Source organism: Flavobacterium sp. DSR3-2, from assembly GCF_049896525.1.
Taxonomy (GTDB): Bacteria; Bacteroidota; Bacteroidia; order Flavobacteriales; family Flavobacteriaceae; genus Flavobacterium.
Map to the genome: position 1 here is coordinate 158094 of NZ_JAFCUM010000006.1, position 17186 is coordinate 175279.

General features: G+C 34.1%; 10 protein-coding genes and 1 pseudogene. All 11 read left to right on the top strand.

Features of this window, described 5'->3' with window-relative positions; all coding sequences use genetic code 11:
• Positions 1-86: 86 nt before the first annotated feature.
• The 11 genes and pseudogenes from ACP7AV_RS09590 (at position 87) to ACP7AV_RS09640 (ending at position 17186) form a co-directional block, all read left to right on the top strand.
• Positions 87-971 (top strand): annotated as a pseudogene (locus ACP7AV_RS09590) (IS982 family transposase).
• 35 nt (positions 972-1006) lie between these two features.
• Positions 1007-1315 (top strand): SOS response-associated peptidase family protein, encoded by a 309-nt coding sequence (locus tag ACP7AV_RS09595; protein ID WP_426091767.1) that lies wholly within the window; start codon positions 1007-1009, stop codon positions 1313-1315.
• A 301-nt stretch (positions 1316-1616) separates the two neighbouring features.
• The gene (locus tag ACP7AV_RS09600) at positions 1617-2201 is read left to right on the top strand and encodes an RNA polymerase sigma factor (RefSeq protein WP_426091768.1); all 585 of its coding nucleotides are present in this window, start codon (positions 1617-1619) and stop codon (positions 2199-2201) included.
• A gap of 92 nt (positions 2202-2293) precedes the next feature.
• Positions 2294-3238, top strand: coding sequence for a FecR family protein (locus ACP7AV_RS09605; RefSeq protein ID WP_426091769.1), 945 nt, complete (start codon positions 2294-2296; stop codon positions 3236-3238).
• 85 nt (positions 3239-3323) lie between these two features.
• Positions 3324-6773, top strand: a complete 3450-nt coding sequence (locus tag ACP7AV_RS09610; RefSeq protein ID WP_426091770.1) for a SusC/RagA family TonB-linked outer membrane protein — start codon at positions 3324-3326, stop codon at positions 6771-6773.
• Positions 6774-6787: 14 nt separating this feature from the next.
• Positions 6788-8218, top strand: a complete 1431-nt coding sequence (locus ACP7AV_RS09615; protein WP_426091771.1) for a SusD/RagB family nutrient-binding outer membrane lipoprotein — start codon at positions 6788-6790, stop codon at positions 8216-8218.
• Between the two features lie 24 nt (positions 8219-8242).
• Positions 8243-9817: a calcineurin-like phosphoesterase C-terminal domain-containing protein gene (locus ACP7AV_RS09620; RefSeq protein WP_426091772.1), complete on the top strand. Its 1575-nt coding sequence runs from the start codon at positions 8243-8245 to the stop codon at positions 9815-9817.
• Between the two features lie 159 nt (positions 9818-9976).
• On the top strand, positions 9977-10594 hold the full coding sequence (locus ACP7AV_RS09625) for an SOS response-associated peptidase (RefSeq protein WP_426091773.1): 618 nt from the start codon (positions 9977-9979) through the stop codon (positions 10592-10594).
• Positions 10595-11684: 1090 nt separating this feature from the next.
• Entirely contained in the window at positions 11685-12293 is a 609-nt protein-coding gene (locus ACP7AV_RS09630; protein WP_426091774.1) for an RNA polymerase sigma factor, read from the top strand.
• Between the two features lie 79 nt (positions 12294-12372).
• Positions 12373-13479: a FecR family protein gene (locus ACP7AV_RS09635; protein ID WP_426091775.1), complete on the top strand. Its 1107-nt coding sequence runs from the start codon at positions 12373-12375 to the stop codon at positions 13477-13479.
• Between the two features lie 143 nt (positions 13480-13622).
• Positions 13623-17186, top strand: coding sequence for a SusC/RagA family TonB-linked outer membrane protein (locus ACP7AV_RS09640; RefSeq protein ID WP_426091776.1), 3564 nt, complete (start codon positions 13623-13625; stop codon positions 17184-17186).

The following is a 17186-nucleotide window of genomic DNA, read 5'->3' on the forward strand; positions in this document are numbered from 1 at the left end:
ATTATTTTGAAGTAAAATAAAGGGATTAGATATTGTTCAAGCCGCTGAATTTCAGTATCTTGATGTCGCAAAACAGCCCAATATCTATGTCAAATATAGTAAAAAATTATTTTAGAGTTTTAGAAGTTATTACTTCTTTTAATATTGTTTTAAATACAGAAATTCGAGCAGGAAGAAGACTTAAAATGTCTGATTTAGAAATAGTTGCATTGAGCTTAACTTCTGAATATATGTCTATTGATAGTGAAAATTCATTTTTTAATCAATTACAAAAAGGAGAAATTCCTAATTTAATTGAGCGAAGTCAATACAATAAAAGGAGAAAAAAGTTATTCCATTTTACTGAAGAAATCAGACAACATTTGTAATAAAAATTTATTGAATTTGAAAATTATTTTAAAGTAGACAGTATGCCACTTGAGATTTGTAAAATGGCTATACATAGCAGAATAAAAATATGTAAAAATGACTTTCACACTGCGCCTGACAAAGGTTTTTGTACATCACAAAACACTTGGTTTTATGGTTATAAACTTCATTTAGTTTTTAGTATTTCAGGAGTTTCTCAATCAATAGATATTACAAAAGCAAGTGTTAACGATGTACATTTGTTAAAATATTAAAAATATTAATTATCTGATTGTATGTTGCTTAGAGATAGAGGTTATTTGTCCGCACCGCAATAATTAGACTTGTTTGAAAATGCAAATATCAAATTGGAAACACCAATCAGAAAAAATCAAAAAGGATATAAAAAACAATCAAATATCGGTAGAAAATCAAGAAAATGGATTGAAACTTTATTTTATCAATTGTGTGACCAATTTATGATTAGAAGAAATTATGCGAAATCTTTTAAAGGTTTTTAAACAAGAATTTTGGCTAAAATAAAAGCGTTAACTTTGGTACAATTTATTAATAAATTTATTTTTGATAGACCAATTAATAATATTAAAACACAAATAATTTAATTACACCCAAAGGATTAATAAATAAAGAAAATACTATGTGTTTTCATTCCAAACAAACCATATTAACATTAGAAGTACAAAGCAGGTTCGATTCAACGATTGACAATCCGGTGGAATTCAAACCAAGTGCTCACATAAATGGTTTTGAATATCCTAAAACTCCTGTAATTATTGATGAAAAACCAAATATCATTGCTCATTACAATTGGGGTTTAATACCTGCATGGGCAAAGGATGAGGAAATTAAAAAATACACTTTAAACGTTAAAATAGAAACGGTCAACGAAAAACCTTCTTTAAAAAATTCAGTTGATAATAGATGCTTGGTGATCGCTAATGGCTAATACGGAAGCAATGGTAGGATTTAAAAGTGAAAGAAAAACAAAATTTCGAATTGCGTATGCCTAATGATGAACTTTTTCCCTTTGCTGGATTCGATTCTCATTGATTAGACAAAGAAACCGGAATTTAAAAATACTTATCCTTGCGACCTTAAGTACTACCAAAAATGTTTAAACCGTAACTAACTAAACATAGTTAAACCTGATGAAGGGCACAAATCATCGACATTCGTTAACTATAACTTAAACTCATTTCGAATTTCAACCACCTAAAATTGACTTCATTTGTGTCAACTACAAATGAATGAAAACATCACTACTGCTTTTATCGGATACAGAACTGCAAAAAAAACTACAGCGTCAAGATCAGCTTGCCTTTGAAGTCTTGTTTGATCGTTATTGGAAAAGATTGTATTCCTTTGCTTTTAAAATCTACAAAGAAGAAGCCATTTGCGAAGATATTGTTCAGGAAATATTTATCAGTCTTTGGGAAAAATCCACTAATACCAACATTGTCAATTTAGAAGGCTATTTACTCCGAGCCGTCAAATATAAAGTAGCCAACCACATTCGGGATTTAAAATTCGATTCCGGACACCTCGAAATACTTCAAAACATTCCGCATCCTTCAAAAACAGACAAGCACTTAGTCTACCAAGAATTTGAAGCCGGGATTTTTATGGAAATTAAAAAATTGCCTCCGAGAAGCCAAGAAGTATTAATTCTTAGCCGATTGGAGCATTACACCAACATTGAGATAGCCCAAAAATTAGGCTTATCGGTTCGCACGGTAGAAAAGCATATTAGTGATGCTTTAAAATTGCTTAAAATGAAGATTGATCCGTATCAATTCTCGGTTTTTATTACCGGAATGTTGCTTCAATGTTAATACGCTGTAACTTCTGTTAACAAATCTTTAAGACTAAATTTTCTACTACGTAAAAAGAATTCAAGCAGGTACTTACCGTAAAAAGACCCATTTTGCAAAAAGAAGACTTCATAACATTAGCCCACAAATATGTCCAAAATAAATGTTCCTTATCAGAAAAAGAAGCAGTGGAAATCTTCTTTTTAAAACAAATAGAGAAAGAGCAAAATATTACAGTCCTTTCGTTAAACGAAGAAAAAAGGAATACAATTCTCCAGAAAATAAAAACTGAAATTAATAAGCCCAAGAAAAAAATTCGGTCTTTATATTTTAAAATAATTCAAATAGCCGCAATTGCCATTATTGTGCTGGCCATTCCTCTTTTAATAACCCGATCAACAAGTAAAAGTCTCATAACACAATCCGCTGCGAAAGGAGAAATAAAAACACTCTTTTTGCCTGATGGGAGTCAGCTAATACTTAATTCCAACAGCAGTATTACTTACTCGAACGACTTCCTAGATAACCGAAAGCTAACCCTAAAAGGAGAAGCCTATTTTAAAGTGGTACGAAATCCAAAAAGTCCTTTTACAGTAGAAACCACACAATTAATAACCAGAGTTTTAGGAACTTCTTTTACCATTAAAGCGTATGAGAATTATCCCAACAGCATCAGTGTCCTTTCGGGTCAAGTGAAAGTAAATTCAATAAAAAATCCAATTCAAAATATTTTCCTCACCAAAAATCAACAATTACTTTTTCAAAAATCACAAGTACCGCAGCTTTTAAACGATTCTCGTGAGGACTTTTTGGCATGGACCAAAAATATTGTGGTGCTTAAAAATACAAGCCTTGGCGAAACTGCTGAAATTTTGAGAAATAAATTTAATGTTACCATCCTTTTTGACAATCCGAAATTAGAACAACTCCGCATCTCCGGAAAATTTAAAGACGAAAACATCAGTACGATCCTCAAAAGTATTGCAGAGGTAAAACAATTAGAAATCGATTTTCAAACCCCAAATAAAATTTTTATACGAGAAAAACCAAAGAAATAATTACTGGAATTCGCTATTAAAATCAAGATTAAGTTGCATTCGAAATCAGATCCTATTAAAAATTAAACACTTAAAAATCATTAAAATGAATTTGAAAATCCAATTTCTTTTTTCCATGAAATTAAAAAAATACCTTTATTTATTCAGTTTCCTCTTTGTATTTTCGGAAACCTATGCCATCCCTTTTACCGATGTAAAGTATGAGGAGAAAAATCTCTCTCTCAATATTAAAGAAGTTCAAATTACAGAAGTATTTGATATCTTGGAGAGCAAGACTAACTATACCTTTGTTTTTGATGAAAAAATATCCTCATCAAAACAACGTTTAACTTTATTGGCTAATAAGGAAAGTATAAATACTATTTTAAACAAAATTACAGCCCAAACAGGTTTCCAATTTAATCGGAATAACAATACTATTTCTGTTACGAAACCCGCTTCGATCCAGCGAATTATCCGCGGTAAAGTGAGTGACTCTCAAGGGATGCCGCTACCCGGTGCAACCGTTTTAGAAAAAGGAACCACAAACAGTACTACAACTGATTTTGACGGAAATTTTAGTCTAAAAACAAACTCCACTTCTGTGATTTTGTTAGTTTCTTACATGGGCTTTGATGATAAAGAAGTACCTGCGAATAATTCAGCATTATTAGTAATCAGCTTAACGGAGAACACCAATGCGCTCAACGAAGTGGTGGTAACCGCATTAGGAATTAAAAGACAGGAAAAACAATTGGGTTTTTCGCAACAAACTATTAGTGCCAATAACTTGGCACAAACTTCCCCGAACAACTGGTCTACCGGATTAAAAGGAAAAGTGGCCGGTTTGAATATCGTTTCCTCAGGATCCGGCCCTTTAAATTCACAACAAATTACTTTGAGAGGAAACAATTCGCTAAATCCTAATGGCAACAACGCCCTCATTGTTGTCGATGGCGTTCCTATCAATAGTAAAATAACGAGTTCAGGGTCAAATAGTGCGTATATGGGAAGCGATTCTCCTGTTGATTTTGGTAACAGTATTTCAGACCTTAATCTGGACGATATTGAAAATGTTACGGTTTTAAAAGGACCCGGAGCAACAGCACTTTATGGAAGCCGTGCTGCAAATGGTGCTTTAATCATCACTACCAAATCCGGCAAAAAGAATAAAGGACTTGGAATTACATATAACTCAGGGATCACCTTTGACGTTATTCAGCGCTGGCCTGATTACCAATATGAATATGGTCAGGGTACCGGAAAATCATTTGACAAAAATAAAAATCCGTATTATTCCTATTTAAGCTCTGCGGATGGAAACAATACGGGTTCTACCAGCAGCGCCTGGGGCCCAAAATTCGAAGGACAATCTTATTTCCAATACGATCCTTTGACAGAAACACAGGGAGTAGAAAGAACACCATGGATTCCTTATAAAAATAATATTAAAGATTTCTGGCGTACCGGAACTACTATTAACAATAGCATCACACTTCAGGGCGGAGACAAGAATGGCTCTATGAGAATGTCTGTTGGCCATTCAAAAAATGAATGGATTATGCCCAATACCGGATTTGAAAGAATAACGGCTTCTGTAAATGCTGATTATAAAATATCCGATAAAATCAAAATTGCTTCAGTGATTAATTACAATAACAGAGACAGTGACAATTTACCGAGCACCGGGTATAATAATGGTTCTATTGCCTACTTTACTATTTTCCAAAATCCAAATGTTGATCTCGACTGGTACAAACCTATTTGGAAACAAGGTCAGACCCAAATTCAACAACTGCAACCTTTCAGCAGTTATATTGACAATCCCTATCTGATTGCCAATCAAGCGACAAACTCTTTAGCGAGTAATCAAATCGTGGGTAATTTGAATGCAACAATCCAGTTGGCTCCTCATTTAGATCTTTTACTGAGAACCGCATTAAACACCTACCACCAAGATCGGGAGCAAAAAAGACCGTTCAGCATCAATCGCTACGCAAAAGGATTTTTTAGAACTCAAGATGTTTTTATGCAGGAAGTAAATTCTGATTTTTTATTAGCATACAAAAATAAGCTATCGGAAGATTTTTCTTTTTCTGCTTCGGCGGGAGGAAATGCCATGAGCTATAAATACCAGAGAATGGATGCGGCTATTGAAGGCTTGGTCGTTCCAAATGTTTACAAATTAGCAAACGGCATCAGCAATCCCATTATTAATGTCAATGACAGTTATAAAAAAGTCAACAGTTTATACGGACTGTTCTCTTTCTCTTTTAAAGATCAAATTTTTCTGGATTTAACGGGCAGAAATGACTGGTCCAGTACTTTACCGGTACAAAATAATTCTTTCTTTTACCCATCAGTAAATACCAGTTTTATTGTTTCTGAAATTTTTAACTTACCTAAATCTTTAGAGTATTTTAAATACCGATTATCTCTTGCCCAGGTAGGTAACGATACTGATCCGTACAGAACCAGTAAATACTACGATCAATCTGCCTTTGCCAGTTCAGCAGTAGCGCCGTCAACTCTGTACAACGCCAATTTTAAACCAGAAATAACGACCAGTATTGAAACTGGTTTTGAAGGGCGATTATTCAAAAACCGAATCAATTTTGATGCAACGGTATATCAGACAACGACAAAAAATCAAATTATTTCTGTTCCCTTAGACATCACAACGGGATTCAGTTCAGGGATTATGAATTCAGGAGAAGTTCGAAATAGAGGTATTGAACTTACCCTAACAGGAAAAATAATTAATGTAAATAAATTGAAGTGGTCAACAACGCTAACCTGGTCTAAAAACTGGAATCGTGTTATGGAACTTGCAGATGGTATTCAGGGCCAACAAACCATCGGATCAGGAGGTTCAGCAACTTTAATTGCCAAAGAAGGCGGAACAACAACTGCAATTTACGGTTATGGTTTTGTACGATCTCCTGACGGACAAATTGTATATGATAAGAAAGGCTTGCCAGCTTATCCAGATGAAATTCAATATATTGGCGATGCAACACCCGATTGGAGAGCAGGATTGTACAACAGTTTTAAATTTGGAAATCTAGGTTTAAATGTCATGCTTGATGGTCAACTTGGCGGTATCATCTATTCGCAAACGCACCATAAACTTACCGAAATGGGAAAACTAATGTCCACCATGAAAGGACGTGAAGAAGGAGTGATTGTAGGAGAAGGAGTGGTTTTAAATTCAGACAATACCTATTCTCAAAATACGACTGAAGCATTAACTCCAGACTGGTACGCTCGGTATTACCGCAGAGCCAATGTTGAGTCCAACTCTTTTGACGCTTCCTATGTAAAATTGAGAGAAGTAAGTCTTCAATACAGCATATCATCTGAGTGGCTGAAAAATACCGGTATCACCAGCTTAGATCTATCTGTTTTCGGTAGAGACTTAGCGGTGCTTTCTGACTTTCCTATTTTCGATCCGGAAACCGCAGCCTTAAATGGAGATACTATTTTACCGGGTATCGAAATGGGTCAAATGCCGACTCCGGCTACCTATGGTTTTAACTTAAAAGTGAATTTCTAAACTATTATTTAAAGATGAAAAAGATAAAAATTTTTACTGCAACTTTAGTTCTAATACTGCTAAACTTGGCTTGCACGGGCGATTTTAGTGTACTCAATGAAGATCCAAATCGGATTGCCGAAATAAGTCCGGGAACTTTAATTAACCCAATCATTTATGGTCTGGCTACACACAACGCCAACCGAAGTGCCAATGTCACTTTCGATTTAATGCAGGTATCGTTACCCTTCCCTAGTGTTTCCGGAGGGCTTCACCGCTATGATTTAAGTCAGGAAATAGGCTATTCCTCCTGGTCAAATTATTACAAATGGCTCAATAACATCAAGGAAATGAAGGCCGCAGCCATACGAGCAGAAGATCGCAATTATGAAGCGATTGCACTGACGTTAAATGCTTGGGTGTATGCTAACCTTACGGATATTTTTGGACCGGTTCCCATGACCGAAGCCGTAAGTGGAGAGGAAGGCAATCTCTACCCGGCATTTGATTCTCAGGAATTGATTTACACTACTATTTTAGCCGATTTAGAGCGAGCCAACACCTTGTATAATACCGCTACTCCAATGATTTATGCCAGTGATATTCTTTTTCAAAACAATGTCACTAAATGGAGAAAATTCACTAATTCCCTTCGAATGCGTTTGTTGTTGAGAATCTCCAACCGTACAGAAACCAATTCTTTTCAAAAATTGGCAACGATGATTCAAAATCCAATACAATATCCTGTTTTTGAAAACACATCCGAATCTGCCATCTTGAAAGTCAGTGGAGTAACCCCTAATGTTTCTCCTTGGGGAAGACCGCAGGATTTTAGTTTAAACGTAAAAATAGCTTCCTTTTTTATAGACAATCTCAACACTATGACTGATCCCCGAAGACCAGTTATTGCAGGTCTTGCCCGAGACTTGAATAATGTTTCCATAGGATACAAAGGAATTCCCAGTGCCTATGCGGGTGCTGAATCTCAGTTTACCTTCAATGCTTCAACGTTTAATGCCGCCCAGATTACCAATCCCATGAATATTTTCTTAATGACCTATGCCGAAGTAGCATTTATAAAAGCCGAAATGGCACAAAGAGGATTCACTGCTGACGCCGAATTGCACTATAAAAAAGGAGTTCAAGCAGCAATGGAGCAATTGGGAGCCCTAATCCCTACTACTTATTTCAATAATTCCTATGCTGCTTATGATGGTACTTTAGAAAAAATAATGCTTCAAAAGTATTATGCACTTTATTTTATCGATTACCAACAATGGTTTGAATACCGTAGAACAGGATTTCCTATACTTCCAAAAACGACTGCTATGGAGAATAATGGACTCATGCCGTCCCGTTTCTACTATCCGACGAGTATTCAAATAAACAACCAAGGAAATTACCTCAAAGCGGTCGAAATGTTGGGCGCGGATGATATCAACACTAAAGTTTGGTGGGACAAATAAATCTTAATTAAAAATAAATAAACAATGAAAAAAGTATTGCTATCCGTATGCGCTCTTTTGTGCTCCATCCCTTTTATGGCACAAACCAATGTTCAGGGTTTTGTTTTTGCAGATGAAAATCAGAACGGCAAAAAAGAACGAAATGAAAAAGGAATTGCCAATGTTTCCGTTACCAATGGACTGGAAGTGGTCCTCACTGATGAAAAAGGAAAATACATCTTACCTATTAACGACGATGCGATCATAGCCGTAATCAAACCCGCCAACTATAAAGTAGGCGTGAATGAAAATAATCTGCCTCATTTTTTTTACAATCACAAGCTCAATGGTTCACCAAAATTAAAATTCAAAGGTGTGGACCCAACGGGAAAACTACCTAAATCAGTCGATTTTGGTTTAGTGGCCCAACAGGAAAACCAAGAATTTACAGCCCTTATTTTTGGAGATCCGCAACCCTACACTCAAGCAGAAGTTGACTTTTTTGCCAAAGGAATTGTAGCCGAGGTGGAAGGTATCAAAAATGTCCCTTTCGGTTTGAGTTTGGGCGATTTGGTGGGGAATGATCTTGCTCTTTTTAATCCTTATATAAAAGCAGTTAAAAAAGCAGGAATTCCGTGGTACAATTTATTGGGAAATCACGATCTTAATTTTGATGCTACTACAGATGAAATGGCCGATGAAACTTATGAAGCCCATTTCGGCCCAGCCAATTATGCCTTTAATTATGGGAAAGTCCATTTCATCGTAATGGATAATGTGCTTTATCCTGACCCTCGAAATCAAAAAGGATATTGGGGTGGTTTTACACCAAAACAGTTACAGTTTATTGCCAATGATTTAAAACTGGTTCCAAAAGAACATTTAATAGTGCTGGCTTTTCACATACCGATAAGTGAGCCAGCCAATGAAGATACCTTTAGAGATGTAGATCGCGATCAATTATTTGAACTTTTAAAAGATTTCCCGAATACACTTTCTCTTTCTGCACATACACACATTCAACGCCAGGATTATTTTGGCAAAACCGAAGGTTGGTTACAAGAAAAGCCACACCATCATTACAATGTAGGAACCACTTCCGGAGACTGGTATTCCGGAAAACTCAATGAACAAGGGGTTCCGGTTTCGACCATGCGCGATGGAACACCAAAGGGATACGCTTTTATTAATTTTAACGGAAATCAATACAGTTTAGATTATAAAGTTGCGGGTAAACCCAAAACCTACCAGATGGACATTTTCGCACCCAAAGTAGTAGAGAAAGGACGTTCTACCCGATCAGGAATTTATGTAAATTTCTTTATGGGAAGTAAAAACGACAGCGTTCAATATCGTGTAGACCAAGGAGAATGGAAAGCGATGGAGTACGCAGAGGAAATAGATCCATCCTACGCCACGACGGTTTATGAATGGGATCTTACCGAAGTATTGATTCCTGGTAGACGCTCATCTAATCCTACCGAAAGTAAGCATCTTTGGAGAGGAAAAATCCCAACGGACCTTGAAATAGGAAAACATAATATCGATATTAAAGCAATCGATCAATTTGGAAAAACCTATACCGAAACGGCTTCATACCGATTAGAGAATCACAAATAAACTTATTTTTTAAAGGCTCGCCAAAGATTTTATCTAAGCGAGCCTTTTTATATTTTAATAATATTTAAAAAATGCGTTTTCGATGTCAAATTAACCATAACCGAAGAATCCGTGCATATAGTTTTAAAAGAGCTTGAAAATTAATAACTAAAAAATAGTATGTGTTTTCATTTCAAGCAAACCAAATTAGCATTAGAAGTACAAAGTAGGTTCAATGCTACTATTGACAATCCGGTGGAATTCAAACCAACTTCTCACATTAATGGTTTTAAATATCCTAAAACTCCATTAATCATTGATGAAAAACCAAACATCATTACCCATTACGATTGTGGCTTAATACCGTCATGGGCAAATGATGAGGAAATTAAAAAATACACGCTTAACGCAAAAATAGAAACAGTCAACGAAAAACCTTCTTTCAAAAATTCAGTTGATAAAAGATGCTTAGTGATTGCTAATGGCTATTACGAATGGCAATGGCTGGACCCAAAAGGCAAAGCAAAACAAAAATACGAATCGCGCTTGACCAAAGAAGAACTGTTTCCCTTTGCGGGTTTATATTCCCATTGGGTAGATAAAGAAACGGGAGAAATCAAAAATACCTACACTTTATTGACCACCGAAGCCAATCCACTCTTGGCTGAAATCCACAATCATAAAAAAAGAATGCCGGTAATTTTAAAACGAGAAGAAGAATCCAAATGGTTGAGTCATGAACCAATAGAACACTTTGCATTTCCCTATTCTGCAGATTTAATAGCTGTTAAATTATAAATGATAAAATTCAAAAACGACTGTAGTTTCTACCCTGGTTTCACCACGAGCTTCATTAACAGTATTGCCAAAAGGTTTAAATTTTTTTCGTACATTCAAAAAAGCTGTTCTCACTAAATGCGGTTCCGGCTCCACATTAATTCTAAAAATTGTTTGAGGAACGTCAAAACGGAATAAAACACCATCAATAAATAAAAGAAAGCACTAGAGCATCATGTATTATATTTCTTAAAAGATCCCAAATTAACTTAGTACACACCTCAGCCCACAAACTAGATTACTTTAATTCAATTTAACGCTCCATTTACGGTTTCCTGTAAAAAATGTCTTTTTACAGATAATAAGTATATTTTAGTGACAACTTTAAATGTAAAATTCGATTTCTTTCGTCAGAGCGAAATCAAAAAAATAATCAAGTTATTTTTAATACGATCAAACAATGATGGAGCAATTATGAATTTCATTTTAAGACTTTTTTGAAAACAAAATTTAATTATAATTTCAAAATCGACTTCAATTATAAAAAAATTTAATAATTCTGGACAATAATTAAGTTTTTAAATGTTTTGTAAATGTTAATTTCATCTTATACAATAGTTAAATTTAATTATAATTTAACTTTGTCATTAAAAATAATTAAAAACAGAGATTTTTTGTTAAAATTAAAAATATACAATTATTCTTTGAAAATATTTTTTTAATTAAGTTATTATTAGGAGTTTTGGGAATAATAAATTTGATTAACTTAAGAAAAAATAAATATTTAAGTGGATTATTAAACGATTATTAAAATTACCATATAATTTTAACTATATCAAAATAAATTTTCTTTTCTAAAAAAAAATCCCAAATTTATATTGTTATTTCAACTACGACTCTTATTAATTGAACATATTGCAAGTGATAATAATAATAATAATATAAAAAGTCATATTGACATCATTAATAAAAATAGATTTTATATAATAAAAAAATTAGTAATCCACAATTGATTATTAAGTATCTAATTATCATAATTGAAAAGCTGGTTTATAAAAAACGAATGTTATAATTTATATATAAAAACAATACTTTAACTCCAAACTTAATTTTGAATAGTCAAAAACTACTTGTTGATAATTTAGATGATTCTATTCTTTGGAAAGCTTTAAAATCAGGAGACGAAAAGGCTTTTTCATCACTTTTTAAAAAGTATTACAGCCATTTAGTGCGGTATGGGAATTCGTTTTCCCCTTTTCCTGAAAAGGTGCAAGATTGTGTGCAAGACGTTTTTACAGATGTATGGATTTACAAAAATTCCCTTAATGATAATGTTGTCGTAAAAGCTTATCTTTTATCAAGTGTCCGTAAACGTATTGCCAGACTTCACGAAAGAGACCATATTTTCAAAAAGTCCACGACTGTAGATTTGATTCCGTTTTCTTTTGATTTTACCATCGAGGATATTCTTATCGCTGATGAATCTATGGCAGTCAAAGTTTCAACACTCAACCAGCTCATTAATAATTTACCAGCGAGACAGAAAGAAGCGTTATATTTGAGATTCCATCAAGGGCTAAGCGTTGAACAAATTGCAGAACTACTCGAAGTTAATTATCAGTCAGCAAACAATCTTATTCACAGGGCTTTGCTTAATATTCGTAAAAATTGGAAAGAAAACAGGTCTCTTCTTTTTTTATTGTTATCTCAAGTATTTTAAATTTTCTGAAAAAATATAAAATTAAGTGAGTATCAATTTAAAAAAATGTCCTCTCTACTTTTATAATCCATTTTTATTCATGCAAAACCGTAATAATTATATTGAGATAGGCGAATTTTTGGCCGATGAATCCTTCAAAAGATGGGTACTACAACAAAATGACCAACAAAATTGGGAGCTATGGACTTTGGAAAACCCCACGAGAGCTAAATTAGTTGAAGAAGCGCGCTTATTGATTTTTGCAATGAAAGTTCCCGCAGACGATTTGTCAGCTGACGCAGTTCAGGCGGCTTTGGAGAATACTTGGCATAAAATTGAGAATAAAGAGAAAAGAATTCACAAAACCAAAGTGTTGTTTTTGAGAAACAATTGGATAAAAGGCCTTGCAGCGACACTTGTATTTGGGCTTATATCAACTTGGTTTTATGATAATTTTTTTATTCCCAACGATGGAGAGCTTAACTACAATGAATTAATAAAAGAGAATTCCGATGGCCTTTTAGAGCAAACAAACAACTCTGATAAGTCACAAGTTATAATTTTGTCAGATGGAAGTTCGGTTTTACTACAACCCAAAAGTAAATTAAGTTATCCAAAAATATTTGTCGGGAACGAACGAAAAGTTTATCTGTCTGGTGAAGGTTTTTTTGAAATAAGCAAAGATGCTAAAAAACCATTTTTGGTTTTTTCAAATGAATTAATTACTAAAGTTATAGGAACAAGTTTTAGAATAAAATCCTACGAAAATGACCCTAATGTTGAGGTAATAGTTAGAACAGGTGTTGTTAAGATTCATTCCAATAAATCTGCTTTCAATTCAACAAAAAAAGAAGTGATTTTATTGCCTAATCAAGCACTTCGTTATGGTAGAAAAAACCTTGTCTTCAAAAAAATCACCAATATCACATTAGATGAATCGTTAACTAGTTCCTTGGGCACCGTAGAAAAATTAAGTTTTGAATTTACCGATATTCCAGTAGTCCAGATTTTTAGAACTATAGAGCAAGCTTATTTAGTAGATATTGATTTTCCGGAAAATAAGTTGAAAGATTGCCATATTACTTCTTCACTGACTGACCAGCCCTTATCTGAAAAATTAAAAATAATCTGTAAAAGTATTGGAAATAACACAACTTATCAAATGAATGGTAACCAAATTAGTATTCAATCAATTGGCTGTAACTAATTTTCAATTTATATTTAATAAAAAAAAGCGCCGAAAATGCTGTAACATTTACGACGCCAAAAAAAATCAATTGACCTCCTGTAAAAGGCAATTGTAATGTTTCGCTAATAACCAAATAAAGTATTAACCAAAAAACCAAAATTATGAAAAAAACTGTAGTAAAACAACGACTGCGCTATCGTATCATAAAGTTAACATTATTCCAATTTGTTTTTGCTGTAATTTTTTCTAATGTAGTATTGGCAGATACTGGTAAAGAACAAAGAAAACTTGATACTAAGGTGACAATTAGCATGACGAATGTGAGTCTGGACGATGCTTTATTTAAACTTGAAAAATCAATACACGTCAAGTTTTCTTATAATTCAAGAATGACTCAGTTAAAGCAAAAAGTGGATATAGAAGCCACTAACGAATTGTTATCCAGTGTGCTTTCACGCATTTTAAAACCACTTAGTATTAAATATGATGAAATAAACAATCTTATTGTACTGCAAAGAGAGCGCATTTCGATGATAAGTACAGCGACAGAAAGTTCGAATCATGTAGAACTTGAAGCAATAGCCGATATTATAGTAAAAGGGAAGGTAGTTGATGAAGAAGGAGTAACTATCCCAGGAGCTAATGTTCACGTTAAAGGATCTACTATTTCGGTTCAAACAGAAATTGACGGAAGTTTTGTTATTGAAGTGCCTTCTGTAAAATCCATTTTAGTGATATCATTTATTGGGATGGAGACAAAAGAAGTAAATGTAGTAAGTGGCTTTCTGACTGTCGTTTTAAAACAGGAAGGACAAAGCCTTAATGAAGTTGTGGTTACCGCTTTTGGTATTCGACGCAAAAAAAATACGCTTCCTTATGCGGCCCAACAAATAAGTGGTGATGATGTCAATAAAACTCAGGTCGGAAACGTTGCTAGTGGATTATCCGGAAAGATTTCAGGTTTACAAATAACTCAAGGTAACTCTGTAGGAGGATCAGTAAATGTTGTAGTTAGAGGAAACAAGTCATTGACGGGAAACAATCAAGCACTATTTGTTGTAGACGGAGTTCCGGTGGATAATTCAAACACAAATTCAGCATCGCAAAGATCAGGTGCAGGCGGTTATGATTATGGTAATGCAGCCGCTGATATTAATCCAGATGATATTTTATCGATTAATGTTTTAAAAGGAGCAGCAGCCTCAGCTCTTTATGGCTCCAGAGCAGCGAATGGAGTAATAATGATTACGACCAAAAAACCAAAAAACGGGCTTGGAATTTCTATAAATAGCGGTGTTACGGTTGGCAATATCGATAAGTCCACATTTGTAAAATACCAACAAGAATATGGAGCTGGGCGTTCAATTCCTCAAGATAAAGATGGGTTTCTATATTTTGATGCTAACGCTGATGGAATTAAAGACTTGGTAGTACCTACTTTTGCGCCACGTTCTTGGGGACCACGTTATGATCCAAATTTATTAGTATATGATTGGGAAGCATTTGATCAGGCATCGCCAAATTATCAAAAACCAAAACCTTGGATTGCACCTAAAAACGGACCGGATAATTTTTATCAAACCGCTATTTCTACGAATCATAATGTAATGATTGATGGATTAGTAGCTGACAAAGGTTCCTTTAAAATTGGATATTCCAGAAATGACGAAAGAGGTGTATTACCAAATGGAAGCGTTTTAAAAAACATTGTAAACCTGAGTGCTAGTTACAACATAACAAATAAACTGGTGGTAAGCGGATTAGTAAATTATTCACAGGTTGATGGCAAAGGGAGATATGGAACGGGTTATGATAGTGGAAGAAATGTGAATAGTAATTTTAGACATTTTAATCAGACAAATGTTGATGTTTTAGAATTAAAAGATGCCTATTTTAGAAATAAAAAAAATATTACTTGGAACTGGGCTGATCCTACAAAACTTACCAATTTAACTCCCGGTTTTTCAGATAATCCATACTGGGTTGTTTATGAGAATTATCAAAATGATACTAGAAATAGGGTCATTGGAAACGCAACAATTACCTACAAGGTTACCGACTGGCTAGACCTTTTAGGCAGAGTTTCAGTAGATACCTATTCAGAAATGCAACAGGAAAGAAGAGCCGTGGGAAGTGCTGGAATTTCATCTTATTCTCGTTTTGATAGAAATTTTAATGAAACTAATTACGATTTATTGGCAACAATAGACAAAAAATTAAATGATGATTTCAGTCTTAATGCCTTAGCTGGTCTCAATATTAGAAGAAATACTATAAGTTCAATTTTTTCTCAAACTGCAGGAGGTTTAGTTGTTCCAAACCTATATGCAGTAGCTAATTCAAAAGGAACTGTCCCTGCAGCGATTGAATCGTATCAACCAAAAGCAGTTGATGGTGTATTTGGTGGCGTAACAATAAATTACAAGGAATTACTTCTTTTAGACGCAACATTGCGTAGGGATAAATCATCAACCTTGCCTAAAGAAGCAAATGCATATAATTATTATGCAGTTTCCGGCAGTTATATTTTTTATAATCATCTTCAAGATTTACAATGGTTATCCTCTGGAAAGCTTAGACTAAATTATGCAACTGTTGGAAATGATGCCGCTTGGGGAAGTCTTAGAGATGTTTATGATAAGCCAAATCCCTTTGATAGCACATTGCTTTTTTCATTACCTAACACTAAAAACAACAGTACATTAAAGCCTGAGAATACAATCAGTAAGGAAATTGGCTTAGAAATGTCCTTTTTTAATAACAGATTAGGTTTTGATGCCTCTTATTATCATACTAATACAGTAGATCAAATTATTCCTGTAGCTGTTAGTACTGCTATAGGTTACTCCAACAAATTCATTAATGCTGGTGATATTGAAAACAAAGGTCTCGAAGTTTCTGTATTTGCAACTCCAGTAAAAAGCGCCGATTTTTCTTGGAATGTGAATTTAAATTTTACAAGAAATCGAAATAAAGTTTTATCCTTATACAACGATAGTAAAAACTTGCAATTAGGGACTTTTCAAGGTGGAGTTAGCTTAAACGCCTCATTAGGTAAGCCTTATGGCGAATTACAATCGGTGACTTATGAAATGTTAAATGGTGAACGACTCATAAAGGACAACGGTTTATATCAATTCACAACTACTACCTCAAATGTTATTGGAAATGTTAATCCAGATTGGATTGGCGGATTGAGTAATAGTTTCAGATATAAAAATTTTAACTTAAGTTTTTTAATTGATGTAAAAAAAGGAGGTCAATTATTTTCTTTGGACATGTACTACGGTACCATGTCGGGTATTTTACCCGAAACTGTTGGACTTAATGATCTTGGAAACCCAAAACGAGATGCTGTAGCCAATGGAGGAGGAATAATTTTGGCCGGAGTTACAGCGAATGGAGAGCCTAATACAAAAAGAGTTACTATCGTCTCAGGTACTGGTGGATATCTTCCGCAATCAAATTTTGTATATGACGCAAGTTTTGTTAAACTTCGGGAGGTAGCAATTTCATATTCTCTTCCAAAAAAAATAATGTCAAGAATGAAATCTATAAATGAAATAGAATTTTCTTTGACCGGAAGAAACTTATGGTTAATACATAAAAATGTTCCCTATGCCGATCCTGAAGAAAACTTATCTTCAGGCAACATACAAGGCTATCAAAGTGGATCTTATCCTACAGTGCGTTCTATTGGGTTAAACGTAAAAGTAAAATTATAA

Excerpts from the sequence above, each read along its gene's own strand:
- ACP7AV_RS09595 (WP_426091767.1), top strand. The coding sequence starts at position 1,007 with ATGTGTTTTCATTCCAAACAAACCATATTAACATTAGAAGTACAAAGC.
- ACP7AV_RS09600 (WP_426091768.1), top strand. The coding sequence starts at position 1,617 with ATGAAAACATCACTACTGCTTTTATCGGATACAGAACTGCAAAAAAAA.
- ACP7AV_RS09610 (WP_426091770.1), top strand. The coding sequence starts at position 3,324 with ATGAATTTGAAAATCCAATTTCTTTTTTCCATGAAATTAAAAAAATAC.
- ACP7AV_RS09615 (WP_426091771.1), top strand. The coding sequence starts at position 6,788 with ATGAAAAAGATAAAAATTTTTACTGCAACTTTAGTTCTAATACTGCTA.
- ACP7AV_RS09620 (WP_426091772.1), top strand. The coding sequence starts at position 8,243 with ATGAAAAAAGTATTGCTATCCGTATGCGCTCTTTTGTGCTCCATCCCT.
- ACP7AV_RS09625 (WP_426091773.1), top strand. The coding sequence starts at position 9,977 with ATGTGTTTTCATTTCAAGCAAACCAAATTAGCATTAGAAGTACAAAGT.
- ACP7AV_RS09635 (WP_426091775.1), top strand. The coding sequence starts at position 12,373 with ATGCAAAACCGTAATAATTATATTGAGATAGGCGAATTTTTGGCCGAT.
- ACP7AV_RS09640 (WP_426091776.1), top strand. The coding sequence starts at position 13,623 with ATGAAAAAAACTGTAGTAAAACAACGACTGCGCTATCGTATCATAAAG.